Source organism: Azospirillum brasilense (assembly GCF_022023855.1).
Classification (GTDB): Bacteria; Pseudomonadota; Alphaproteobacteria; order Azospirillales; family Azospirillaceae; genus Azospirillum; species Azospirillum brasilense_F.
This window is the reverse complement of the sequence record NZ_CP059453.1, coordinates 105,190-127,928: the sequence shown is the minus strand read 5'-3', so window position 1 is coordinate 127,928 and position 22,739 is coordinate 105,190. Positions and strand designations below refer to the sequence as shown.

The window sequence follows — 22,739 nt, the reverse complement described above, 5'->3', positions numbered from 1 at the left end:
TTTTACTTTGAAGCCTGCGCTCTTGTTACGCAGGAGCCCGGCGGCATAAGCGGAACGAACCCGTTCCCAGCGCCCGAGAACTCCAGACTTTGAACACTGACCGTGGCCTCCGCCGCTCGGAGAGCCCTCGCACATCCTGACCGTCCTAACCGAGGGGAAACACGACCATGGCCGATCCGAACTTCACGCTGCTTGGCACCGCTCTGTTCGGCATCGGAAAAGTTGGCCCCTCCGGCGTGGCGGGACAGGCCACCCCGGTGTTCGTTGACATCGACGGCGACGGCGATCTCGATGCCCTGATCGGCGACGTAAACGGCGGCATCACGCTTTACCGGAACGTCGGGACGAGCGGCTGGCCTTCCTTCACCTGGGCCGGCACGAACCCCTTCGGCCTAAGCAATGTCGGCGGCTGGTCGTCGCCGACCTTCGCCGACCTCGACGGCGACGGCGACCTCGATCTGCTGATCGGCAGCGATTCCGCGAACAGCACCAACGGCTCGCCGCTGACCGGGCGCGGCTACCTGTTCTATTTCAGGAACGTGGGCACGGCGACCACCCCCAGCTACGTGCTGGCCGGCACCAATCCCTTCGGCCTCAGCAGCACCGGATTCTACGCGAAGCCGACCTTCGCCGACATCGATGGTGACGGCGATCTCGACGCCATCATCGGCAGCGGCAGCGGCGACCTGTACGTCTACCGCAACGTCGGCACCCGGACGGAGCCCAGCTTCTCGCTGGTCGGCGTCAACGCCTTCGGCCTCGGAAAGGTTGGCAGCGAGAGCATCAACATGTCCTCGCCGACCTTCGCGGACATCGACGGCGACGGCGATCTCGACGCCATCATCGGCACCAACGCCGGCGACACGGTCGTCTACCGCAACATCGGCAGCCGGACGAACCCGAACTTTTCGCTGGTCGGCACCAACCCCTTCGGCCTCGCCGACAGCGGCAGCTACGCCCGGCCGGTCTTCGTCGACCTCGACGGCGACGGCGACCTCGACGCGATCGTCGGCGAGCAGGGGGGAGGATCGTCGCCTACTGGAACGGCCCGGCCCCCGTCGCTCCGCCGACCGGGCTGACGCTGGGCTGGGATACGGACAGCGGCGTGCGGGGCGACCGCATCACCAACAACACCCGACCGGCCATCACCGGCACGGCGGTCGCCGGCTCGACCGTGGTGCTGTATGACGGGTCCTCCGCCATCGGGACCGCGACGGCGGGTAGTGGTGGGCAGTGGACGATCACCCCGACGGGCACGTTGGGCGCCGGCGCCCACACGCTGACCGCCAAGACCAGCCAGAACGGCGGCACCTCCTCCGCCTCCGGCGCGCTGGTCGTGACCATCGACCTGTCCGCTCCGACGCTGGTGTCGGCGGCGGTGAACGGGACCACGCTGACGCTCACCTACTCGGAGGCGATGTTCAGCGTCGCCTTGGACAAGTCTGCCTTCACGGTGAAGGTGAACGGCGTCGTGGTCGAGATCAGCAACATTTACGTCTACGGTTCGACGGTCAACGTGACCCTCGCCAAGGAAGTCGCCCGCTACAAGACGGTGACGGTGGACTACACCCCGCCCTCGTCGAACCCGGTCCAGGACGCCGTCGGCAACAGCGCCGGCGCGCTGACCGGACGGGCGGTGGTCAACAACACGCCGGGCGATCCGAACTTTCTGCCGCCCTCCACCAACCCGCTGGGGCTGGGCGACAGCGGCAGCAACGCCCGGCCGGCGGTCGCCGACCTGGACGGCGACGGCGACCTCGACGTGCTGGTGGGCACCGCCGCCGGCGATACGCTCTATTACCGCAACATCGGCACCCGGACGAACCCGACCTTCACGCTGGCCGGCACCAACCCCTTCGGCCTGGGCCGCGTCGGCACGAACGCCTCGACCAGCTTCGCGGACATCGATGGCGACGGCGATCTCGACGCGCTCATCGGCAACCAGAACGGCGGCATCGTCGTCTACCGCAACGTCGGCACCCGGACGGCGCCCAGCTTCACGCTGGCCGGAACCAATCCCTTCGGCCTCGGCGGGGTCGGCAGCGCCGCAGCACCCGCCTTCGCGGACATCGACGGCGATGGCGACCTCGACGTCCTGATCGGCAACGGCGCCGGCAACCTGGTTCTCTATTGGAACGCCGGCACTTCGGCGGTGCCCAGCTTCACGCTGGGAGGCACCAATCCCTTGGGGCTGGGCAGCATGACCGGCGGCGCCATGCCGACCTTCGTGGATGTCGACGGCGACGGCGACCTCGACCTGCTGGTCGGCAACGCGAACGGCGACACGGTCGTCTACCGCAACGTCGGCTACAGCTATTACCCCAGCTTCACGCTGGTCGGCACCAACCCCTTCGGCCTTGAGAACGCGGGGAGCAAGGCGACGCCGGCCTTCGCGGACATCGACGGCGACGGCGATCTCGACGCGCTCATCGGCAACGCGGACGGCAACCTGATCCTGTCGCGGCAGGTGCCGCCGCCCGACGCGCCGGAAGGGCTCGCGCTCGACCCCGCGTCGGATCTCGGCGTGGCCGGCGACCGGCTCACCGGCGACGCGACCCCGACGATCACCGGCACGGCGCTGGCCGGGCTGACGGTGGTGCTGTACGACGGGGCGACGGCGCTGGGGACCACCACCGCCGGCAGCGACGGGCTATGGACCATCACGCCGGCCACTGCGCTGGCCGACGGCGCGCGGACCCTGACTGCGAAGACGAAGAACAGCGACGGCACCTCCGCCCCGTCCAAGACGCTGGTCGTCACCATCGATGCCACGGCGCCGGTCCTGTCCACGGCGGTGGTGAACGGCGCCACGCTGACGCTGACCTATTCCGAGGCGCTGGATGTGTCGTCCAAGCCCGCCGCGTCGGCCTTCACGGTGAAGGCGGGCGGGGCGACGGTGGGCGTGACGAACGTCGCCATCACCGGCTCGGTCGTCACCCTGACCCTGGAATACGCCGTCCTGCGCACCGACACGGTGACGGTGGACTACACCCCGCCGCAGGCAGCGCCGACGCGCGACGTCGCCGGCAACGGCACCGCCACGTTGACCACCCAGCCGGTGAGCAACCAGACCGACATCAACTTCAACCTGCTGGGCACCAACCCCCACGGCATCGTCGGGATCAACTCGTCCGCCACGCCGGTCCTGGTGGATCTCGACGGCGATGGCGACCTGGACATCGTGACCGGCGCCTACTTCGGCGAACTGACCTTCTACCGCAACGTGGGCACGGCGACCGCGCCGAGCTTCACGAAGGTCGGCACCGGCCCCTTCGGGCTGGGGAGCGTCAGCAACTACTCCAACCCGACCTTCGCGGACCTCGACGGCGATGGCGACCTCGACGCCCTGATCGGTGTCGGCAACGGCAGCCTTGTCTATTACCGGAACGTCGGAACGAGCACGGCTCCCAGTTTCGCGCTGGTCGGCACCAACCCCTTCGGCCTCGCCTACGGCAGCAACTACGCTGCGCCGGCCTTCGCCGATCTCGACGGCGACGGCGATCTCGACCTTCTGGTCGGTAACAGCGGCGGCTTGGTCTATTACCGGAACGTCGGGACGAGCACGGCCCCCAGCTTCACGCTGGCCGGCACCAACCCCTTCGGTCTCAGCCACGTCGGCAGCAATGCGGCACCGGTCTTCGTGGATCTCGATAGCGACGGCGACCTTGACCTGCTGATCGGCAACGGCAGCGGCCAGACGGTCGCCTACCGGAACGTCGGGACGAGCGCGGCTCCCAGCTTCACGCTGGTCGGCACCAATCCCTTCGGCCTCGGAAGCGTTGGATACAACGCCCGGCCGACCATGGCGGACTTCGACGGCGACGGCAAACTCGACGTGATGCTGGGCAACAGCGCCGGCAGCATGGTCGTCTACCTGCAAGGTCCGCCGCCGCCGAGCGCTCCGTCGGGGCTCGCGCTGGCCGCCGATTCCGACAGCGGCGTGGCCGGCGACCGCCTCACCAACAACACGACCCCGACCATCACCGGCTCGGCGGCGTCCGGAGCGACGGTGGTGCTGTACCGGGGCGCCACCGCGATCGGCACCGCGACCGCAACCGGCGGGCTCTGGACCATCACGCCGACCGGCAGCACCCTCGCCCAGGGCAGCCACACCCTGACCGCGACGGCCACCCGCGAGGGAAGCACCTCCCAGGCATCCACCGCTTTCACCCTGACCATCGACACGACGGCGCCGAACGCTCCGGCGGTGACCTCGGCGGCGCTGACCAACAGCACGACGCCGACCCTCACCGGCACGGCGGAGGCGAACAGCACGGTCACCGTCACGGTGGGTGGGGCGACCTACACAACCACGGCCGCGTCGGGAACCGGGGCCTGGAGCGTCAACCTGTCCTCGGCCACCCCGGCCTCGGGCACCCTGAGCCTGAACGCCAACGGCACCAACCCCGTGTCCGTCACGGCGACCGACGCCGCGGGCAACGTCTCGTCGGCGGGGACGCAGACGCTGACCATCGACACGACAGCGCCGAACGCTCCGGCGGTGACCAGCGCGGCCCTGACCAAAGCGGTGAAGCCGACCCTCAGCGGCACGGCGGAGGCGAACAGCACCGTCACCGTCACGGTGGGTGGGGCGACCTACACCACGACGGCGGCCGCCGGCACGGGTGCCTGGAGCGTTAACCTGTCCAGCGCTACCCCGGCGTCCGGCACGCTGAGCCTGAACGCCAACGGCACCAACGCGGTTTCTGTCACGGCGCGGGACGCCGCCGGCAACGTGTCCTCGGCGGGGACGCAGACGCTGACCATCGACACCACGGCACCGGACGCCCCGGCGGTGACCTCGGCGGCGCTGACCAACAGCACGACCCCGGCCATTTCCGGCACCGCCGAGGCGAACAGCACGGTGACGGTCACCGTGGGCGGTGCGACCTACACCACGACGGCTGCCGCCAGCACCGGCGTCTGGAGCGTCAACCTGTCCAGCGCCACCCCGGCGTCCGGCACGCTGAGCCTGAACGCCAACGGCACCAACGCGGTTTCTGTCACGGCGCGGGACGCCGCCGGCAACGTGTCCTCGGCGGGGACGCAGACGCTGACCATCGACACCACGGCACCGGACGCCCCGGCGGTGACCTCGGCGGCGCTGACCAACAGCACGACCCCGGCCATTTCCGGCACCGCCGAGGCGAACAGCACAGTGACGGTCACCGTGGGCGGTGCGACCTACACCACGACGGCTGCCGCCGGCACCGGCGCTTGGAGCGTGAACCTGTCCTCGGCCACCCCGGCGTCCGGCACGCTGAGCCTGAACGCCAACGGCACCAACGCGGTTTCTGTCACGGCGCGGGACGCCGCCGGCAACGTGTCCTCGGCGGGGACGCAGACGCTGACCATCGACACCACCGCGCCGAACGCGCCCTCGGTGACCTCGGCGGCCCTGAGCAACAACGCCACACCGGTGATCGGCGGCACGGCGGAGGCGAACAGCACGGTCACCGTCATGGTGGGCGGCGCCACCTACACCACGGCCGCGTTGGGAACCGGCGCCTGGAGCGTGGACCTGTCCACGGCCACTCCGGCCTCGGGCACGCTGGGCCTCAACGCCAACGGTGCCAACCCCGTCTCGGTCACGGCGCGCGATGCCGCCGGCAACGTGTCGTCGGCGGGGACGCAGACGCTGACTGTCGATACCACCGCACCCACCGCGCCGTCGGTGACCTCGGCGCCGCTGACCAACAGCACGACGCCGACCCTGACCGGCACGGCGGAAGCCGGCAGCATCGTCACCGTCACCGTCGGTGGGGCGACCTACACCGCCATGGCGACCGGCGGAAACTGGTCCATCGACCTTGCCACCGCGACGCCGGTAACCGGTTCGTTGAACCTCAACGCCAATGGCACGAACGCCGTCTCGGCCACCGCCACCGACGCGGCGGGCAACACGTCATCCGCGGGCACCCAATCGTTGACCATCGACACCACGCTGCCCAACGCTCCGGCGGTGACCAGCGCCGCGCTGAGCAACAGCACAACTCCTACCCTCGCCGGCACGGCGGAGGTCGGCAGCACCGTCACCGTCACGGTGGGTGGCGCCACCTACACCACCACCGCGACCGGCGGGAACTGGTCCATCAACCTCGCCACGGCGACGCCGACCACCGGCTCGCTGAGCCTCAACGCCAACGGCGCCAACCCGATCTCTGCGACGGCGACCGACACGGCGGGCAACGTCTCGGCGCCGGGCACCCAGTCGCTGACCATCGACACGACCGCGCCGGACGCTCCGACCGTCACCACGGCGCTGAGCAACAGCACGACGCCGACCCTTACCGGCTCGGCGGAGGCCGGCAGCACCGTCACCGTCACGGTGGGCGGCGCTACCTACACCACGACGGCGACGGGTGGGCGTTGGTCCATCGACCTCGCCACGGCGACGCCGACCACCGGCTCGCTCAGCCTCAACCCGAACGGTGCCAACCACATCTCGGCCACCGCCACCGATGCTGCGGGCAACGTCTCCACGCCGGGCACGCAGTCGCTGACCATCGACACCACGGCGCCCAATGCTCCGGCGGTGACAAGTGCGGCGCTGAGCAACAGCACGACGCCAACCCTGGCCGGCACGGCCGAGGCCGGCAGCACCGTCACCGTCACGGTGGGCGGTGCCACCTACACCACCACGGCAACCGGCGGAAACTGGTCCATCGACCTCGCCACCGCGACGCCGGTAACCGGTTCGTTGAACCTCAACGCCAATGGCGCCAACCCGGTCTCGGCCACCGCCACCGACGCGGCGGGCAACACCTCCTCGGCCGGCACGCAGTCGCTGACCATCGACACCACGCTGCCCGATGCGCCGACCGTCGCCACGGCGCTGACCAACAGCACCACGCCGACCCTCACCGGCACGGCCGAAGCCGGCAGCACCGTCACCGTCACGGTCGGCGGCGCCACCTACACCACCACGGCAACCGGCGGGAACTGGTCCGTCGACCTCGCCACGGCCACACCGACCGCCGGTTCGCTCAGCCTCAACCCGAACGGCACCAACCCCGTCTCGGCCACGGCGACCGATGCCTCGGGCAACGTCTCGGCGCCGGCCATCCAATCGCTGGTCATCGACACCACGCTGCCCGATGCGCCGACCGTCACCACGGCGCTGAGCAACAGCACGACCCCGACCCTCACCGGTTCGGCCGAGGCCGGCAGCACCGTCACCGTCACCGTCGGCGGCGCCACCTACACGACCACCGCCACGAACGGCGGCGCCTGGAGCCTCGACCTCGCCACGGCCACACCGGTCACCGGCACGCTGAGCCTCAACCCGAACGGCGCCAACCCCGTCTCGGCCACCGCCACCGACGCGGCGGGCAACGTCTCAGCCCCCGGCACGCAGTCGCTGACCGTCGACACCACCGCCCCGACCGCGACCGTGCTGTTCGAGGACGACAGCATCGACGCCATCGAGCAGTCCAGCGCCGCCTTCACCATCAGCGGCGGCGAGGCCGGGACCAGCTTCACCTGGACGATCACCTCGGCCGGCGGCGGCCAGGTCACCGGCTCCGGCGTGATGAGCGGTCCGACCATGCGGGTGACCGGGCTGGACCTCTCCGGCCTGGGCGACGGCACGCTCACCCTGACCCTCGGCCTGACCGACCCGGCGGGCAACGCCTCGCCGCCCTTCACCGCGGCGACGCAGAAGCTCACCGCCACCGCGGAGAAGCCCGCCCCGGTCGCCCCGCCGCCGACGGCCACCGTGGACGGCGCCACCGTCAATGGCGCGATCACCACCGGCAGCGACGGCAAGCGCGTCACCACCGTGACCATCGCGGCCAGCAACGGGGAGCGGGTCGAGGACACCAGCACCGCCAACGCCGATCTCGCCGACGTGCCAGTGGTGCGCGAGCAGGTGGTCGACCGGCAGACCGGTGCGGTGTCCACCGTCACCACCCTGACGGTCAGCGTCTCCAACGGGGTGGCCGTCACCACCAGCGGCAGCGCCGAGCGGCAGACCGCCGCGGAGGCGCAGACCGGGCTGACCGGCCTGATCGCCGCCATCGAGGCGCGCACCGACGCCGGCACCGCCTCGCGCGGCAACCTGACCGGCGGCGGTTCGGGCTTCCTCTCGGTGCTCTCCGCCCAGGCCCAGCTCCTGGTGCGCGCCATCGACTTCAGCACGCCGGGTGCGACCGCCGGCCAGGCGGTGCAGACCAAGGTGACCGGCAACACGCTGGGCGGCACCGGCACCGCCAGCACGGCGCCGACCGCGGTGGTGCTCAACACCTCGGCGGCGGCGGGTCCGGTGACCATCCAGCTCGACAACGTCGAATTCGCGGCGGTGGTCGGCAACGCCACGCTGGTCGGCGGCGACGGCGAGCAGATCGTCTACGGCGACGACCACCAGCAGTACATGTATCTGGGGGCCGGCGACGACATCCTGCACGGCGGCGGCGGCAAAGACACGATCGCCAGCGCCGGCGGCAACGACACGCTGTACGGCGACGACGGCGACGACGTGGTGATGGGCGGCGAGGGCGACGACTGGCTGTTCGGCGGCGAGGGCAACGACCTGGTCGGCGGCGGCGTCGGCAACGACGCGCTGTTCGGCGGGACGGGCCGCGACATCCTGTTCGGCGAGGACGGCGACGACACGCTGACCGGCGAGGAGGGCGACGACACGCTGTCCGGCGGGGCTGGCAACGACCTGCTGTTCGGCGGGGTGGGCAACGACTTCCTGATCGGCGACGCGGGCGACGACACGATCAGCGGCGGCGCGGGCAACGACGTGGCGCTGGGCGGGGCGGGGCGGGACCTGATCGGTCTCGGCGCGGGCGACGACCTGGCCAGCGGCGACGGCGGCGATGACACGCTGTTCGGCGAGGACGGCAACGACACGCTGTTCGGCGGGGCGGGCAACGACCTGCTGAACGGTGGGGCTGGCAACGACGTGCTGTTCGCCGACGGCGGTGCGGACACGCTGTGGGGCGGCGCCGGGGCGGACGTCTTCGCCTTCGGTCGGGCATCGGGCGGATCGGTGGTGATGGACTTCCAGGCGGGTGTGGACCGTCTGGCGCTCTACGACGCCGGCATGGACCTCGGCGCGGTGATCCGCTCGGCGCGGGTGGAGGGCGGCAACACCACCCTCGACGTCGGCGGAGGCAACCGCATCACCATCCTCGGCCAGACCGGCAACGTCGCCGGCTGGTTCGGCTGAGGACGCATACACGCGAGACGAAACGGCGGGTGCCGGGGCCTTCGGCCTCCGGCACCCGCCGTTTTGCGTCGGCTTCCCCGAACGGAGGGGGCGGGCTAATCCGCAGGGGTCTTTGCCGCCGCAGGGTTATCGGTTGGATGATGGTTTACCCGATCGAACGAATCCCCGGAGCCATTCAGCCATGCCGACATCGCCGCACGGATTGCCCGACCGCGGGCTGAAGCCGTTCATCCTCGCCATTCATCGCGAAGCTCTGGAAACCGCCGCGGCCAAGGGGTTGACCGGCACTCTGGCTCAGGTCGCCGCCCTCCAGGACACCGCGAGCCTCGCCTCGGCCAAGGCCGGACGCCTCGTCACGGAGGAGGAGGTGATGCGCCTGCTGCTTCGGGAGCGCCGTGGCCGCAAGATTCATGAGGTGGTGGGAGAGGCTCCGGTCGCTCCGGTCAGGAAGCCGACGGCGGCGCCTTCCCGATTCCGTCTGGGACGTTGGCGGACGGTGGCGATCGGCATGGCCCGCTCGGCGTCCGCCGGACTGGCTGGAAAGGCCCGCTTGTAGGAAACGGGCGGTGCGCGGTCCGCCGGTACCGAGTGAGTACGCCCATTGCCCTGTTGAGTGAGGGGCGGGGCGCACTGAGGCTGTCGCTTCCCCGCTGTTCGGCACGAAACACACAATGGGAGGTCTCATGTCCGTTCGCCTGGATCGCCGCCAATTGCTGCTCTCCGCCGGAGCCGCCGCGCTGGTGCTGGCCGTGGCGCCGCGCTTCGTCCTGGCCCAAACAACAGGGACCCAAACAACAGGGGGCCAGACACCGGGCGGCAAGGGATTCACGCTGCCGCCGCTGCCCTACGCGCCCGCCGCGCTGGAACCGCACATCGACGCGACGACCATGAGCGTGCATCACGGCAAGCACCATCAGGCTTACGTCGACAACCTCAACAAGGCGCTCGCCAACCACGGCGACCTTCAGGCGATGCCGCTGGCCGACCTGCTGAAGCGCGTCCCGGAACTGCCGGAAAGCATCCGCACCGCGGTGCGCAACAACGGTGGCGGGCACGCCAACCACAGCATGTTCTGGAGCATCATGGGGCCGAAGGCGGGCGGTGCCCCGGACGGCGAGGTCGGAGCGGCCATCGCGCGCGACTTCGGCAGCTTCGACGACTTCAAGACCCGCTTCAACACGGCGGGGGCCGGGCAGTTCGGCAGCGGCTGGGTCTTCGTCACCGCCGACCCGTCGTCGGGCAAGCTGGCCATCGCCGCCCGCCCGAACCAGGATTCGCCGGCCATGGAGGGCGTGCCCGTGCTGATGGGCAACGACGTGTGGGAGCACGCCTATTACCTGAAGTACCAGAACCGGCGCGCCGACTATCTGGCGGCTTGGTGGAACGTGGTCGACTGGGGGGCGGTGAACCGCCGCTACGCGGCGATCCGAAAGGGCGAGCTGGTGATCTGACCGGCCAGCTGACCTAAAACGGAAAAGGGCGGCGGGGATGTCCCCGCCGCCCTTCCTGCAAACCGTCTGGTCCAGAGGCCCGATCAGGCGCCCTGGTGCAGGCGGACGTTGAACAGCGGGCCCTGGCTCTGGCGGCGCAGCGCCTTGGCGACGGCCAGCACGGCGAGGTCGGCCAGCGGCTCGACGACGATGACGGTCATGTAGGCGGCGCCGAAGGAGGCGACTTCCGTCATGGTCTCGGCGGTGAAGCCGTGGCCGTAGAAGGCCCAGAAGGCCACCCAGGCGACGATGCCGCCCTGGTAGGCGGTGGAGAGGGCGAGCGCCTGCGAGTACTTCAGGTCGACATAGGGGGTGGCGTCGGGAACGATCCGCTTCGCCAGCAGGCTGATGCCCCACAGCGGGACCAGCAGCGTGGTGACGTTCATGCCGTACTGCGGCAGGTCGAACGGCGCGAAGAACAGGCCCTGGATCAGCAGGCCAGCGGCGAGGCCGATGGAGGCCGCACCGGCGCCGAACAGCAGGAGCAGCGTCGAACCGAGGATCAGGTGAACCTCCGACACGCCCACGGGGTGGTGCGGGAACACCTCGAAGAAGCTGAAGACCAGCGCGGTGGCGATCAGGCTGCGCAGCACCAGCGGCGCGACCCCGCCGTTGTTGCGGACGTCGTCGCGCGCCAGCTTGCCGGCCATCGCGAAGCCGCCGGCGGCCGTCGCGTAGCTGAGAGCGATCTTGGCGCCGTCCACGACGCCGGGTTCGATGTGCATGCTCTATGCCCTTTCCGAGTCTGCCATGCGTTGGGAGGGCGTCGTTGCTGGCAGGCACCGGCATCGCAACCCCCTTGGTCCCCTTGGATGGGCGCACCGGAGGGACGGCTTGCGGAAGACGGGCGGCCTTTGGGCCGGACATCGGCAAGCGACCACCGGGGCACCCCGCCCGAGGACGTACGTTCGGTTACGGCAGGTCTCCTGGCTTGCGGGTCAAGGCGGCATCGTCCGGCCTTCCCGGCGCCCGTTCCCGCAGGCGGCGCCAGTGACACGGAAAGGACGAGGCCGCTCACCGCTCACAGTTGCGGGGGCAGCGCCGGATTTGCCGTTTCCCCCCGATCGGGGCGGTTCACCGGCTTCCCTCTTAGCCCCGCGACCGGATGGCGCGGGGAACCATAACCGGCGCCAGGGTAGGGGCGGGGTCCCCCGCCGTCAAGAGGGGGATGGCGCCCCATCGGCGGCATCGCATGCCTTCCTTGACACCGCTCCCGCGGAACCGACAAGGTCCTGCGGATGGCGCGAGGCCGGATCAACGGGCGAAGGACGGGATTGCGGGCATGCTACCGGTTCATTTCCTGACCATCGTGCTGAACGGCGATCCCTTCATCCGCTATCACCTGGAGGTTTTCCGCCAACTCCCCTTTCCCTGGCATTGGCACATCGTGGAGGGGGTGGCGGAGCAGGTCCGCGACTCCTCCTGGTGCGCGCAGCGGGGCGGGCGCGTCCCGCAGGACCTTCACCGCGACGGCCGTAGCGGCGACGGCACCTCGGAATATCTGGACCGCATCGCCGCGGAGGAGCCCGGCCGCGTGTCGGTCCACCGCAAGCCGCCCGGCGCCTTCTGGCAGGGCAAGGTGGAGATGGTGACGGCGCCGCTGGCCGCCATGACGGAGGAGTGCCTGCTCTGGCAGATCGATGCGGACGAGCTTTGGACGGCGGAGCAGATCACTCGGGCGCGCCGGATGTTCCTCGATTCGCCGTCGCGCACGGCGGCTCTGTACCTCTGCCACTTCTTCGTCGGCCCGTCCCTGGTCCTCGACCGGCTGGACCAGTACGGCAATTACCGCGCCTACGAATGGCTGCGCACATGGCGGTACCGGCCGGGGGATTTCTGGCACTCGCACGTCCCGCCCCGGCTGATGCGCCCGCAAGCCGATGGGTCGGACCTCGAACTCGGCGCGGCCAACCCCTTCCTGCACGAGGAGACGGCGGCGGGCGGGCTGGTCTTCCAGCATTTCGCCTACGCGACGCGGGAGCAGGTCGCCTTCAAGGAGGCCTATTACGGTTACGACGGCGCGGTCGAGCGTTGGGAGGCCCTGCAGGCGGCGGGGCGGTCGGCCGGCGGCGGCACCCTTCCGCTGCGCGATTTCTTCTCCTGGGTGACCGACGCGGCGACCGTTACGCGTGCCGAGCATGCCATGGTGGAGCCGCTGGCGCGCCCGGATGCCGAGGGAACCTGGGGCTTCGTACCGCCGGCGCGGGGCGCCTCGACCGCTCCGGCGGTGGCGCTGCTGCGGGGCTCAGGCCCCGCCGTTCGCCGCCGCACGCTCGTCCCCGGCGAACCGCCGCCCTTCCCGACCGACCTGATCCGAAGCGTCGGCGTGTTCCTGCTGGACGGGTTGGGTGCGGTGCTGCGGGCGTCCGGCTTCCTGCGGGAGTTGCGGCGGGCCTTGCCGCTGGCTCGAATCACCGTCTTCGCGACACCGGACGCGGAGGCGGCGCTCGCCCTCTGCCCCTACGTCAACCAGCGGGTTAACCTGCCGCCGCTGAAGGGACGGGCGCCCGACGACGCGCTGGTGACCGCCGTGCGCCAGGAGATCGGCCAGCAGTTCAGCGGCGCGTTCGATCTCACGATCAATCCCGGCCGGGGTGAGGATGCCAGCTTCGCCAACCGCCTGATGCAGGATACGGGGGCGCTGCTCCGCCTCGGTTGCAGGGTCGGCCGGCCGGTGCGCGGCTATTACGCCGACGCCTTCCTGACCCACGTCGCGCCGGCTCCCGCCGGCCTGCTGGGAGCGCTGACCGCCAGGGAGCCTGACCCCGCCACGGAGGTCTGGACCTCCCCTGCCGGCGAGCGGACCGCCGTCGCGCTTCTGGCCGAGGGCGTTCCGGTGCGCTGGCGCTGCGCGGTCGGCCTGTCCGCGTCCGTCGGCACCGGTGGCCTGTCGGAGCTGTGCCGCCGCCTTGCCGCGCGCGGGGACACCGCCATGATCCTGGTCGGCGAGGAGGCCGCCCGGGGAGCCGCTGCGCGCATCGCCGGGGAGGCGGGGGGCGCCTGCGTGAACGCGGTCGGGCGGCTGGGTTTCGACGGGCTGTGCGCCCTGCTGCGGCGCTGCGACCTGTTCGTCGGGACCGCCGCCCCGGCGGAGGACATCGCCGTCGCGGCCGGGCTTCCCATGGTGGGAAGCGGCCCGGAGCACGGCGATCCGACCGCCGGGGCGATGGAGAGCGCCATTACGGCTTGGCTGGCCAGCCGCACGTACTGACAAGCGTTCCCACCCGGCCTGTGAGATCCGAGAGGGGAAGCGTGGAAAAACGGAGGGACGGGCGCGCAAGGCGCTTGTGTTGGCGCGTTTGCGCCGCAATGATCCGCCCCCACCGAATCCCGGACGGCCGCAAGCGGCGCGCCGCAGCGGGGCAAAACCATGGATTGAATCCGGCGGCCCGGTAAGCACACGATGCGCAGAGCAGTCATGAAACCCCGTGCGGATTGGCGTCCGGGGCTCCGTAAATACCCCTACGGTGTCCGCGCCATGAGCGCCGGCGCCTTCTGGCGCGAGGATGTGCGGTACGAGTTCTCCGCCCATCAGATCGACCTGATCGAAAGCGTCGCCGACGAGCTGCACACCATGCTGCGCGAGGCGCTGCGCGCGACGGTGGACGGGCGGGCGCTGGCCCGGCTGGGGGTCCGCGGCGGCGTGGCGCGGCTGCTCGAAGCCTCTTGGAACGACTATTGGGCCGCGGGGCGCCTGAACGAGCGGGCCGGCGCGCTGATCGGGCGGCTGACGCTGGCCTATGACGGGCGCGATTCGGTCAAGCTGCTGGCCTGCAACTACGACACGCCGGAGGGGCTGTTCGCCGCCTCGATCATCCAGCGCAACTGGCGCGAGGCCCTGATGGGCGATGCCAACCAGTTCAACGGCCTGCACGAGGGGCTGGTGGAGCGCTGGGAGGAGCTGGCGGCGGGCATGCCGGGCCGTGGGCTCGTCCATCTGGCCTGCGCCACCCCCGACCCGATGCGCGAGAGCGAGCTGGTCTATCTGGCCGCCACCGCGGCGGAGGCCGGGATCGCCACGCATCTGCTGCCGCTGCAAAGCCTGGGCTGGGACGGCCAGCGCTTCATCGACGACGAGGGGCAGACGGCCTCCTGGCTGGCGAAGATCTATCCCTGGCAGGGGCTGGCCGACGACGCCTTCCTGCAGAAGCTGCGGATGGGCGGCATGAGCATGCTGTCGCCGCTGTGGTGCTGGCCGATGTCGAACCACGGGCTGCTGGCGACGCTGTGGTCGCTCTACCCGCGCCACCCGAACCTGTGCCGCGCTGCGCTCGACCCTGAGGAGCTGGCCGGCTGTGACGCGGTGACCGAGCGCAGCCTGTTCGGGCTGGACGACGCGGCCCAGCGCATGACGGCGCACGGCCGCACCATCTCGGACACCGGCAGCGCCGAGCATCCGGGAGGGCGGGTCTGGCTGGAAACCCCGCCGATCTTCGAGGAGGAGGGCGTCCACGCGCTCCTGCACTGTTGGATCATCGGGGACAAGTGTCTGGGCATGTCGGTCCGTGAATCGACGGACCCGCGGGTCGGCTCCGACGCGGCGATGGTGCCGCACATCTTCCGCGGCTGACGCGCTTTCACGGGGTGGAAGGAACCCGCCCTGTTCCAACGGGGCGCAGGGCGGGCGCTTCGGCGGCGGCGATCAAGCGGCGGGGCTCAGCGGCTGCGGCCCGGCGCGAAGGGATTGGGCAGCGGCGAGCCGAACGTCGCCCGGCGGGCGTCCCGCCACGCGACATCGTTGCCGACGCCGCTGTGGGTGGCGGACACCGACACGACCTGACTCTGGTGGCGCAGCCAGCCGCGCAGCTTTTCCTCGAATCGGTGGGCGTCCTGGGCGTCCGCAACCTCCAGTTCCATCGACATCTGCAGCTCGGTCTTCATGGCGTTCCTCCTCTGGACCGTTCCGTTGGACAAACAGCCGGGCAGGCCACTGGTGCCGAAAAAAACAGAAAAGGGCGGGGAACTTTCCCCACCCTGCGCTGCAACGCCGTGAACGCGATGGCCGTCGATGCGATTGGCGGCGGCGCCGCTCACTTGCCTTCGGGCTTCGCCGGGCGGGCCGGCTTGGCGATGCTGGCGATCTGCTTCTGCAGGTCGTCGATCTGCTTCTGAAGCTCTTCATAGGTGTGGCTGGCCGCTGCGGCCGCGCCGTTGGGCGGAACGGCGGACGGACCGGGGGCCGCCGGGCGGGGCGGGGCGGCGGGGTGTTCGCCGGGCTGCCCGTCCTCGGCGCCGCCGAAGGGCGAGAACATGCGCATGGCCCGTTCGAACATCGCCATGTTCTGCTTGCCGACCTCTTCCAGCCGGCCGAAGGGGAACATGCCCCCCAGCGTGTTCTGGAAATAGTCGCGCATCTGCTCCTGGTTGCGCGAGAAGGACTGCATCGAATATTCGAGGTAGCGCGGCACCATCCACTGCATGTTGTCGCCGTAGAAGCCGATGAGCTGGCGCAGGAAGCTGATCGGCAGCAGGTTCTGGCCCTTGCTCTCCTCCTCCACGATGATCTGCGTCAGGACGGAGCGGGTAATGTCCTCCCCGGTCTTCGCGTCATAGACCACAAAGTCGAGCCCGTCCTTGACCATCTGACAGAGATGGTCGAGCGTCACGTAGCTGCTGGTCGCCGTGTTGTAGAGCCGCCGGTTGGCGTACTTCTTGATCGTGATCGTCGCGGACTTCTGGTCTTCCTTGTCGGCCATCGCTGTTTCTTTCAAGAAGGGTCGTGCGGCGAGAATGTTCCAGATATAAGGACTACTCGAAGGAATGCACCCTGTCCAGTGCTGTGCCGCAGCGCTGCGACCCCAGATGGGCGTCCCCCCGATAATTCGGGATTTGCGGCATTTTCGATCGGTCCTTCGCGGCTCTGGTCAAGGGCACCGCCTCCCTCATATACTCCCCGCCATGGCCGAATCGTCCGAATCCGACATCCCGTCCCTGGAAACGCTCGCGCAACGGTACCTCGACCTGTGGCAGGAACAATGGGCGGCCTGCGCCGCCGATCCCGAGATGGCCGATGCCGCCGCCCGCCTGTTCCAGATGATGGCGCAGGGCGCCGCGGCGATGGCGCCCTTCGTCCTGGGGCCGGGCGGTTTCGCCTACACCAGCCCGCCGGGCACCGGCTGGAATCCGACGCCGGCCCCATCCCAGCCTGCCGGGTCCCAGCCGTCCTGCGAGGGAGAGCCGCGTGACCGGGGACAACGCCACGATCCCCCCGCAACCCGCTCTGCGGCCCACCCCAAGGCTGGGGCCGCGGCCGCTGGCGCTGCATCTGGCGACGGCGGCGGCGACACTGCTCAGCTCCTCCGCCGCATTGCCACACTTGAAGAACGGCTCGCTGCCATGGAAGCCGCATCTGCGGGAGCGGGCGGAGGACCTGCGCCGGCGGATCGCCGCAACCGACGCGGACGCGTTCGCCCAGGCGGTTGACCGGGAGGTCCGCTGCCAGCTCGACCTCGCCTTGACGGGGATCGAGCGCTACCGCCGCCACCCCTACCGCCGCGACCTTCCCGACCCGCCCGTGCTGTGGACGGAAGGGGCGTCCCGCCTGCTCGACTACGGCGCCCTCGGCCCGGCGACGGGCGCGCCGGTCCTGTTCGTGCCGTCGCTGGTCAATCGCCATTACATCCTCGACCTGTCGGCGCGCAAAAGCCTGATGCGCTGGCTGGCCGCGCAGGGGCTGCGCCCCTTCCTGATCGACTGGGGCACGCCCGGCCCGCTGGAGCGGCGCTACAGCCTGACCGACTACATCGCCGGGCGGCTGGAGCGGGCGCTCGCCGTGGTGGTGGAGGCGGTGGGCCGGCCGGTTCCGGTGGTCGGCTATTGCATGGGCGGGCTGCTCGCCACCGCGCTGGCGCAGCGCCGCCCCAAGGAGGTCGCGGCGCTCGGCCTGCTCGCCACGCCCTGGGACTTCCACGCCGAGGACGCGGGCATGGCCCGCCGCGCCGCGAGCTTTTTCCAGCCCTTCGGCCCGCTGCTCGACGCCTGGGGGGAACTGCCGGTGGACATGCTGCAGGCGCTGTTCGCCCAACTCGACCCGCTGTTGGCGCTGAAGAAGTTCGCGCAGTTCGCCCGCATGGAGCCGGACAGCCGCGCCGCGCTCGCCTTCGTGTCGCTGGAGGACTGGCTGAACGACGGGGTGCCGCTGGTCGCCGGGGTGGCGCGCGACACACTGGCCGGCTGGTACGGGCGCAACGACACGGCGCGCGGCGAGTGGCTGGTCGCCGGCCAGCCGGTGGAGCCGGCGCGGTTGCGCATGCCGGTCCTGGCGCTGATCCCGGAGCGCGACCGCATCGTTCCGCCGTCTTCCGCGGTGGCATTGGCAAGATCAATCGACCGCGCGCAAATGATCAGGCCGCCGCTCGGTCATATTGGCATGGTGGTCAGCGCCGGAGCTGAAACAGGCGTTTGGCGCCCCCTGGCCGAATGGCTTAGTGCGGCAGGATAACCGCAGCCAGTCAGGTGTCTTGCATTGCGGGAAATCCGCGCATAAGGTTTTTCCCACTCCGTGCGGCCCACTGACACGATAATAAAACTGACAAAATCTGAGGAGCGTCAACATGACCGAGGTTGTGATCGCCAGCGCAGCGCGTACTCCCATCGGCAGCTTCAACGGGGCGCTCAGCGCCGTACCGGCCCATTATCTGGGTGAGATCGCCATCCGCGAAGCGCTGAGCCGCGCCAAGACCGACGCCGCGGAGGTGACCGAGGTCATCCTGGGCCAGATCCTGACCGCCGGTCAGGGCCAGAACCCGGCCCGCCAGGCCGCCGTCAACGCCGGCATCCCGGCTTCCGCCACCGCCTTCGGCATCAACCAGCTCTGCGGCTCGGGCCTGCGCTCGGTGGCGCTCGGCTACCAGGCGATCCGCAACGGCGACGCCGAGGTCATGGTCGTCGGCGGCCAGGAGAGCATGAGCCAGGCCCCGCACGTCATGCATCTGCGCAACGGCGTGAAGATGGGCGCCGCCGAGATGCTCGACACCATGCTGAAGGACGGCCTGATGGACGCCTTCAAGGGCTACCACATGGGCACGACGGCCGAGAACGTCGCCCAGAAGTGGCAGCTGACCCGCGACGAGCAGGACGCCTTCGCCGCCGCCTCGCAGCAGAAGGCCGAGGCCGCCCAGAAGTCGGGCCGCTTCAAGGACGAGATCATCCCGGTCACCATCAAGGGCCGCAAGGGCGACATCATCGTCGCCGACGACGAGTATCCGAAGCACGGCACCACCGCGGAATCGCTGGCGAAGCTGCGCCCGGCCTTCTCCAAGGACGGCACGGTGACCGCCGGCAACGCCTCGGGCATCAACGACGGCGCCGCCGCGCTGGTCCTGATGACCGCCGAGAACGCGGCCAAGCGCGGCCTGACCCCGCTGGCCCGCATCGTCTCCTGGGCGACCGCCGGCGTCGATCCGGCGATCATGGGCACCGGCCCGATCCCGGCTTCCCGCCTCGCGCTGGAGAAGGCCGGCTGGAAGCACGAGGACCTGGACCTGATCGAGGCGAACGAGGCCTTCGCCGCGCAGGCCCTGGCCGTCAACAAGGACCTTGGCTGGGACACCTCCAAGGTCAACGTCAACGGCGGCGCCATCGCGCTCGGCCACCCGGTCGGCGCTTCCGGCGCCCGCGTCCTGACCACCCTGCTCTATGAGATGCAGAAGCGCGACGCCAAGAAGGGCCTCGCCACCTTGTGCATCGGTGGCGGCATGGGCATCGCCCTCACCGTCGAGCGGGGCTGATGAAAAGCGGGCCGTTCCCTCCGGGGTGCGGCCCGCTTCGTATGTGTGCCTACAGAAACCGATAAAGAATCCAACATCAAGCTTTGGGGGAGGAGCCAATGGCTCGAGTTGCAGTCGTCACGGGCGGAACGCGCGGTATCGGCGAAGCCATCTCCGTCGCGTTGAAGAACGCCGGCTATGTCGTTGCCGCCAACTACGCCGGCAACGATGAGAAGGCGAAGGAATTCTCGGCCCGCACGGGCATCGCGGTCTACAAGTTCGACGTGTCGGACTTCGACGCCGTGAAGGATGGCATCGCGAAGATCACCGCCGAACTCGGGCCGGTGGATGTGGTGGTGAACAACGCGGGTATCACCCGCGACGGCGTGATCCACCGCATGACCCCGCAGCAGTGGAACGACGTCATCGCGACGAACCTCACCTCCTGCTTCAACCTCTGCCGCAACGTCATCGACGGCATGCGCGAGCGCGGCTTCGGCCGCATCGTCAACATCGGCTCGGTGAACGGCCAAGCCGGCCAGTACGGTCAGGTGAACTACGCCGCCGCCAAGTCGGGCATCCACGGCTTCACCAAGGCGCTGGCCCAGGAGGGCGCGGCCAAGGGCGTCACCGTCAACGCCATCGCGCCGGGCTACATCGACACCGACATGGTGCGCGCGGTGCCGCCCAACGTGCTGGAGAAGATCGTCGCCCGCATCCCGGTCGGCCGTCTCGGCAAGGCCGAGGAGATCGCCCGCGGCGTGCTGTTCCTGGTCGGCGACGACGCCGGCTTCATCACCGGCTCGACCCTGTCGATCAACGGCGGTCAGCACATGTACTGATCGGCTGATGCCTTGACTCCCAGGCCCTCGGGCCTGTTTGAAGCGACACGAAGCCTTCGCCCCTCTCCCGCCACCGCGGGGGAGGGGTTTTTCTTTTCCTCACGCCCAAACGGCCGGCTGGCCCGGCACCGCTATTCATTTTGAGTTGCATCGAAAAAATAGAGAACTCTTATAAACTATATACATACTCCTATATGCACGCTTTAGGTGTGGACTCAAGCGACCGAAAAAATTAAAACTGAATTCGAGAAATCTTCGAGTTCATACAGGCCAAGAAATGAAAAAACGAACTGCGGGAATTGCGACCCTTCGTGTTGCCGTCTTGACGCTGGCGTTGGCTGGTTGCGCGACGGCGGACCAGCACAGGGCGGCTGTGATGAACAATTCAAATGATCGGGTGACGGTCGGTACGGTCCAGCGCGAAATTCGCGTCGGCATGTCTTCCGCGGACGTCGTTCAGGTTCTGGGTTCGCCGAACATGGTGACCACGGACGAGCAGCGGCGTGAAAGCTGGGTCTACGACAAAATCTCGACGGAAACGGCCTACTCCACGTCCCAGGGAGGCGTTTCCGCTCTGGTCCTTGGCGGCGTTCTGGGGCCGGCCGGACTCCTGGGGGCGGGGGTTTCGCCGGGCTATGGTGAGGCCAGCGGTGCGAAGTCCGTAACGCAGCGCACCCTGACGATCATCATAAAGTTCGACAACGCTCAGCGCGTTCGGGACTTTGCCTATCGCACGTCGAGCTTCTGAGCGGGGTCCTTGTGATGAAGAAGACGATTGCGGCAACTTTGGCTGCCGCCTTTCTTATGTCCGGTTGCCAGCAGACCATTCCCAAGGAAGCCCTTCAGCTTTCCCATGAGAGCCTGCAGCAGCGGCAAATGCAGACGCGTCGCTTCGACACCAGTGAAGAAGCCAAATTGCTTCAGGCGAGCGCTGCGGTCATCCAGGACCTTGGCTTCACCATTGACGAGAGCACGGTTCCCGCCGGTCTGATCGTCGGTTCCAAAGACCGCGACGCGACCGAGGCCGGGCAGGTTGCCGGCGCGGTCGTCATGGCCGTCCTGTTCGGTACAAACGCGATGCAGTTCGACACCAAGCAGAAAATCCGTGTCAGCCTCGTGACTCGACCGATTGACGACCAGAAGACGGCGGTCCGCGTTACCTTCCAGCGAATTGTCTGGAACAACCACAATGTCGTGTCGAAGATCGAAGGGTTGACGGACCCGACGATGTACCAGCAGTTCTTCGACAAGCTTTCCCAATCCGTGTTCCTGACGGCCAACGAGATTTGATGATCATGAAGAAGTTTCTCGCTTTTCCAATGATCGCCCTTGCGATGACCGTCAGCGCTTGTCAGACGGACTCGCGCAGCCAAGTCCTCGAGACGTCCAAATCGCAGGTTCAGGTGCGGTCCTATCAGACGCGGGCCTACGACACCACCGACCAGCAGAAGATGCTGCGCACCATCATCGCGACGCTTCAGGACTTGGGCTTCGTGGTGGACAAGGCGGACGCGACGCTCGGTACGGTCAGCGCCACGAAGCTGGACGGCTATCTCCTGCGGATCACAGTAACCACCCGGGCCCGCGGCACCACCCAGACGCTCGTCCGGGCCAACGCCCAGTACAACATCACGCCCGTCGAAGATCCGGCGCCCTACCAGAGCTTTTTTGACGCTCTGTCCAAGGCGATGTTCCTGGAGGGTCATCAGGTCGACGCCTGAATGCCTTCCACGGCAGCCTTCATCACAGTGGAGGCTGCCGCTCCAGAGAACGATTGCCCAAAAGCGAAACCCCCGCGCGGGGGGCGGGGGTTTCAGCGGTTGTGCCAGGACATCCGCAATGGTTGAGCCGTCTCAACGGCAATGTTCAGAAATGTGTGGCCGAACAGGTCGGCTTCCTCAAGTAAGCGCAGGTGGACTCATGACAATCACACCCTCCTGGCTACGGGAACATTTGCTGTGATGAGAAGCTGGCTTTTTTGCCAACTTGATGCGGTGTCCACCGCGTCTTCACCTCAACCAGTGTTGCTCTGAGGGATAGCCTGCTCTTCCTTGCGGGGGTTGTCAATACCCGAACTGCGGTCCCGTTACCGCTTGATGACGGGTTTGTGACGTCACTTGAACTGGAAGCTGACCGGACGCTTGTCGTCCAGCGAGACCACCGCGCAGCCGCCCAGCGCCGGGCCGACCGACAGCTCGCCGTAGGCGGTGACCGCCCCCTCCTCCTTCAGGCGCCCGACGAAGCCGCTGCCGTCGCTGCGGGCGACCCAGGCGAAGGGGATCCAGGTCTGGCGCACCGGCTGGCCGCCGGCGCGGACCACCGCGGTGAAGGCCTCGGCGGTCGGGGTGCCCGGCGGGAAGACGGCGAGCACCGTGCCGCCGTCCTCCTCGTTCAGCGCCGCCTGGGTCAGCGCCACCCCCGTCACCACCGCCCAGACGACCAGCGCCAGCGCGCCGAGCGCCAGCGCGAAGCCGTGACCGAAGCCGGGGCTAGAAGAGGAGGAGGTCGCCGGTTCCGTCATGGC

The 22,739-nt window shown here is 69.0% G+C and carries 16 protein-coding genes and 1 riboswitch; of the genes, 12 read left to right on the top strand and 4 right to left on the bottom strand.

What is annotated here, in order from left to right; all coding sequences use genetic code 11:
• The first annotated feature begins 167 nt into the window (after positions 1–167).
• The 4 genes from H1Q64_RS30285 (at position 168) to H1Q64_RS30270 (ending at position 10,626) form a co-directional block, all read left to right on the top strand.
• Positions 168–1,079: an FG-GAP repeat domain-containing protein gene (locus H1Q64_RS30285; protein WP_237908044.1), complete on the top strand. Its 912-nt coding sequence runs from the start codon at positions 168–170 to the stop codon at positions 1,077–1,079.
• 26 nt (positions 1,080–1,105) lie between these two features.
• Positions 1,106–9,175 carry a beta strand repeat-containing protein gene (locus tag H1Q64_RS30280; protein ID WP_237908043.1) on the top strand — a complete coding sequence of 2,690 codons (8,070 nt, stop codon included), beginning with the start codon at positions 1,106–1,108 and terminating at the stop codon, positions 9,173–9,175.
• A gap of 181 nt (positions 9,176–9,356) precedes the next feature.
• A complete protein-coding gene (locus H1Q64_RS30275) occupies positions 9,357–9,731 on the top strand; it encodes a hypothetical protein (RefSeq protein WP_237908042.1) in 375 nt (124 codons plus the stop codon).
• Positions 9,732–9,858: 127 nt separating this feature from the next.
• The gene (locus H1Q64_RS30270) at positions 9,859–10,626 is read left to right on the top strand and encodes a superoxide dismutase (protein ID WP_237908041.1); all 768 of its coding nucleotides are present in this window, start codon (positions 9,859–9,861) and stop codon (positions 10,624–10,626) included.
• 83 nt (positions 10,627–10,709) lie between these two features.
• Here the strand turns inward: H1Q64_RS30270 and H1Q64_RS30265 are convergent, their stop codons facing one another.
• Complete coding sequence (locus H1Q64_RS30265) at positions 10,710–11,390, bottom strand: energy-coupling factor ABC transporter permease (RefSeq protein WP_237908040.1); 681 nt, start codon at positions 11,388–11,390, stop codon at positions 10,710–10,712.
• 173 nt (positions 11,391–11,563) lie between these two features.
• Positions 11,564–11,803, bottom strand: a riboswitch (cobalamin riboswitch).
• Between the two features lie 144 nt (positions 11,804–11,947).
• On the opposite strand from H1Q64_RS30265, the gene H1Q64_RS30260 reads away from it, so the two are divergent.
• Both H1Q64_RS30260 and H1Q64_RS30255 read left to right on the top strand, forming a co-directional pair.
• Positions 11,948–13,876 (top strand): hypothetical protein, encoded by a 1,929-nt coding sequence (locus H1Q64_RS30260; RefSeq protein ID WP_237908039.1) that lies wholly within the window; start codon positions 11,948–11,950, stop codon positions 13,874–13,876.
• A 267-nt stretch (positions 13,877–14,143) separates the two neighbouring features.
• Positions 14,144–15,235, top strand: a complete 1,092-nt coding sequence (locus H1Q64_RS30255; protein WP_237908038.1) for a glutathionylspermidine synthase family protein — start codon at positions 14,144–14,146, stop codon at positions 15,233–15,235.
• An 86-nt stretch (positions 15,236–15,321) separates the two neighbouring features.
• Here the strand turns inward: H1Q64_RS30255 and H1Q64_RS30250 are convergent, their stop codons facing one another.
• Both H1Q64_RS30250 and phaR read right to left on the bottom strand, forming a co-directional pair.
• On the bottom strand, positions 15,322–15,546 hold the full coding sequence (locus H1Q64_RS30250; RefSeq protein ID WP_237908037.1) for a hypothetical protein: 225 nt from the start codon (positions 15,544–15,546) through the stop codon (positions 15,322–15,324).
• A gap of 149 nt (positions 15,547–15,695) precedes the next feature.
• Entirely contained in the window at positions 15,696–16,361 is a 666-nt protein-coding gene (gene phaR, locus H1Q64_RS30245; protein WP_109139309.1) for a polyhydroxyalkanoate synthesis repressor PhaR, read from the bottom strand.
• Positions 16,362–16,846: 485 nt separating this feature from the next.
• Here phaR and H1Q64_RS30240 point away from each other — a divergent pair, with 485 nt between their 5' ends.
• From H1Q64_RS30240 to H1Q64_RS30215, 6 genes are all read left to right on the top strand, one after another.
• Positions 16,847–18,106: an alpha/beta fold hydrolase gene (locus tag H1Q64_RS30240; protein WP_237908036.1), complete on the top strand. Its 1,260-nt coding sequence runs from the start codon at positions 16,847–16,849 to the stop codon at positions 18,104–18,106.
• Between the two features lie 112 nt (positions 18,107–18,218).
• Positions 18,219–19,394 carry an acetyl-CoA C-acetyltransferase gene (locus H1Q64_RS30235; protein ID WP_237908035.1) on the top strand — a complete coding sequence of 392 codons (1,176 nt, stop codon included), beginning with the start codon at positions 18,219–18,221 and terminating at the stop codon, positions 19,392–19,394.
• A gap of 98 nt (positions 19,395–19,492) precedes the next feature.
• Positions 19,493–20,215: an acetoacetyl-CoA reductase gene (phbB, locus tag H1Q64_RS30230; protein WP_119510469.1), complete on the top strand. Its 723-nt coding sequence runs from the start codon at positions 19,493–19,495 to the stop codon at positions 20,213–20,215.
• Positions 20,216–20,591: 376 nt separating this feature from the next.
• On the top strand, positions 20,592–20,963 hold the full coding sequence (locus tag H1Q64_RS30225) for a hypothetical protein (protein ID WP_237908034.1): 372 nt from the start codon (positions 20,592–20,594) through the stop codon (positions 20,961–20,963).
• A 14-nt stretch (positions 20,964–20,977) separates the two neighbouring features.
• A complete protein-coding gene (locus H1Q64_RS30220) occupies positions 20,978–21,505 on the top strand; it encodes a hypothetical protein (protein WP_237908033.1) in 528 nt (175 codons plus the stop codon).
• A gap of 5 nt (positions 21,506–21,510) precedes the next feature.
• Positions 21,511–21,936 carry a hypothetical protein gene (locus tag H1Q64_RS30215; RefSeq protein WP_237908032.1) on the top strand — a complete coding sequence of 142 codons (426 nt, stop codon included), beginning with the start codon at positions 21,511–21,513 and terminating at the stop codon, positions 21,934–21,936.
• A 392-nt stretch (positions 21,937–22,328) separates the two neighbouring features.
• Here H1Q64_RS30215 and H1Q64_RS30210 read toward each other — a convergent pair whose 3' ends face one another.
• Positions 22,329–22,736 carry a hypothetical protein gene (locus H1Q64_RS30210; RefSeq protein ID WP_237908031.1) on the bottom strand — a complete coding sequence of 136 codons (408 nt, stop codon included), beginning with the start codon at positions 22,734–22,736 and terminating at the stop codon, positions 22,329–22,331.
• Positions 22,737–22,739 lie beyond the last annotated feature (3 nt).

Coding starts and splice junctions, on each gene's coding strand:
- H1Q64_RS30255 (WP_237908038.1), top strand. CDS start 14,144: ATGAGCGCCGGCGCCTTCTGGCGCGAGGATGTGCGGTACGAGTTCTCC.
- H1Q64_RS30260 (WP_237908039.1), top strand. CDS start 11,948: ATGCTACCGGTTCATTTCCTGACCATCGTGCTGAACGGCGATCCCTTC.
- H1Q64_RS30265 (WP_237908040.1), bottom strand. CDS start 11,390: ATGCACATCGAACCCGGCGTCGTGGACGGCGCCAAGATCGCTCTCAGC.
- H1Q64_RS30250 (WP_237908037.1), bottom strand. CDS start 15,546: ATGAAGACCGAGCTGCAGATGTCGATGGAACTGGAGGTTGCGGACGCC.
- H1Q64_RS30285 (WP_237908044.1), top strand. CDS start 168: ATGGCCGATCCGAACTTCACGCTGCTTGGCACCGCTCTGTTCGGCATC.
- H1Q64_RS30235 (WP_237908035.1), top strand. CDS start 18,219: ATGACCGAGGTTGTGATCGCCAGCGCAGCGCGTACTCCCATCGGCAGC.
- H1Q64_RS30270 (WP_237908041.1), top strand. CDS start 9,859: ATGTCCGTTCGCCTGGATCGCCGCCAATTGCTGCTCTCCGCCGGAGCC.
- H1Q64_RS30225 (WP_237908034.1), top strand. CDS start 20,592: ATGAACAATTCAAATGATCGGGTGACGGTCGGTACGGTCCAGCGCGAA.
- H1Q64_RS30215 (WP_237908032.1), top strand. CDS start 21,511: ATGAAGAAGTTTCTCGCTTTTCCAATGATCGCCCTTGCGATGACCGTC.
- H1Q64_RS30275 (WP_237908042.1), top strand. CDS start 9,357: ATGCCGACATCGCCGCACGGATTGCCCGACCGCGGGCTGAAGCCGTTC.
- phaR (WP_109139309.1), bottom strand. CDS start 16,361: ATGGCCGACAAGGAAGACCAGAAGTCCGCGACGATCACGATCAAGAAG.
- phbB (WP_119510469.1), top strand. CDS start 19,493: ATGGCTCGAGTTGCAGTCGTCACGGGCGGAACGCGCGGTATCGGCGAA.
- H1Q64_RS30210 (WP_237908031.1), bottom strand. CDS start 22,736: ATGACGGAACCGGCGACCTCCTCCTCTTCTAGCCCCGGCTTCGGTCAC.
- H1Q64_RS30220 (WP_237908033.1), top strand. CDS start 20,978: ATGAAGAAGACGATTGCGGCAACTTTGGCTGCCGCCTTTCTTATGTCC.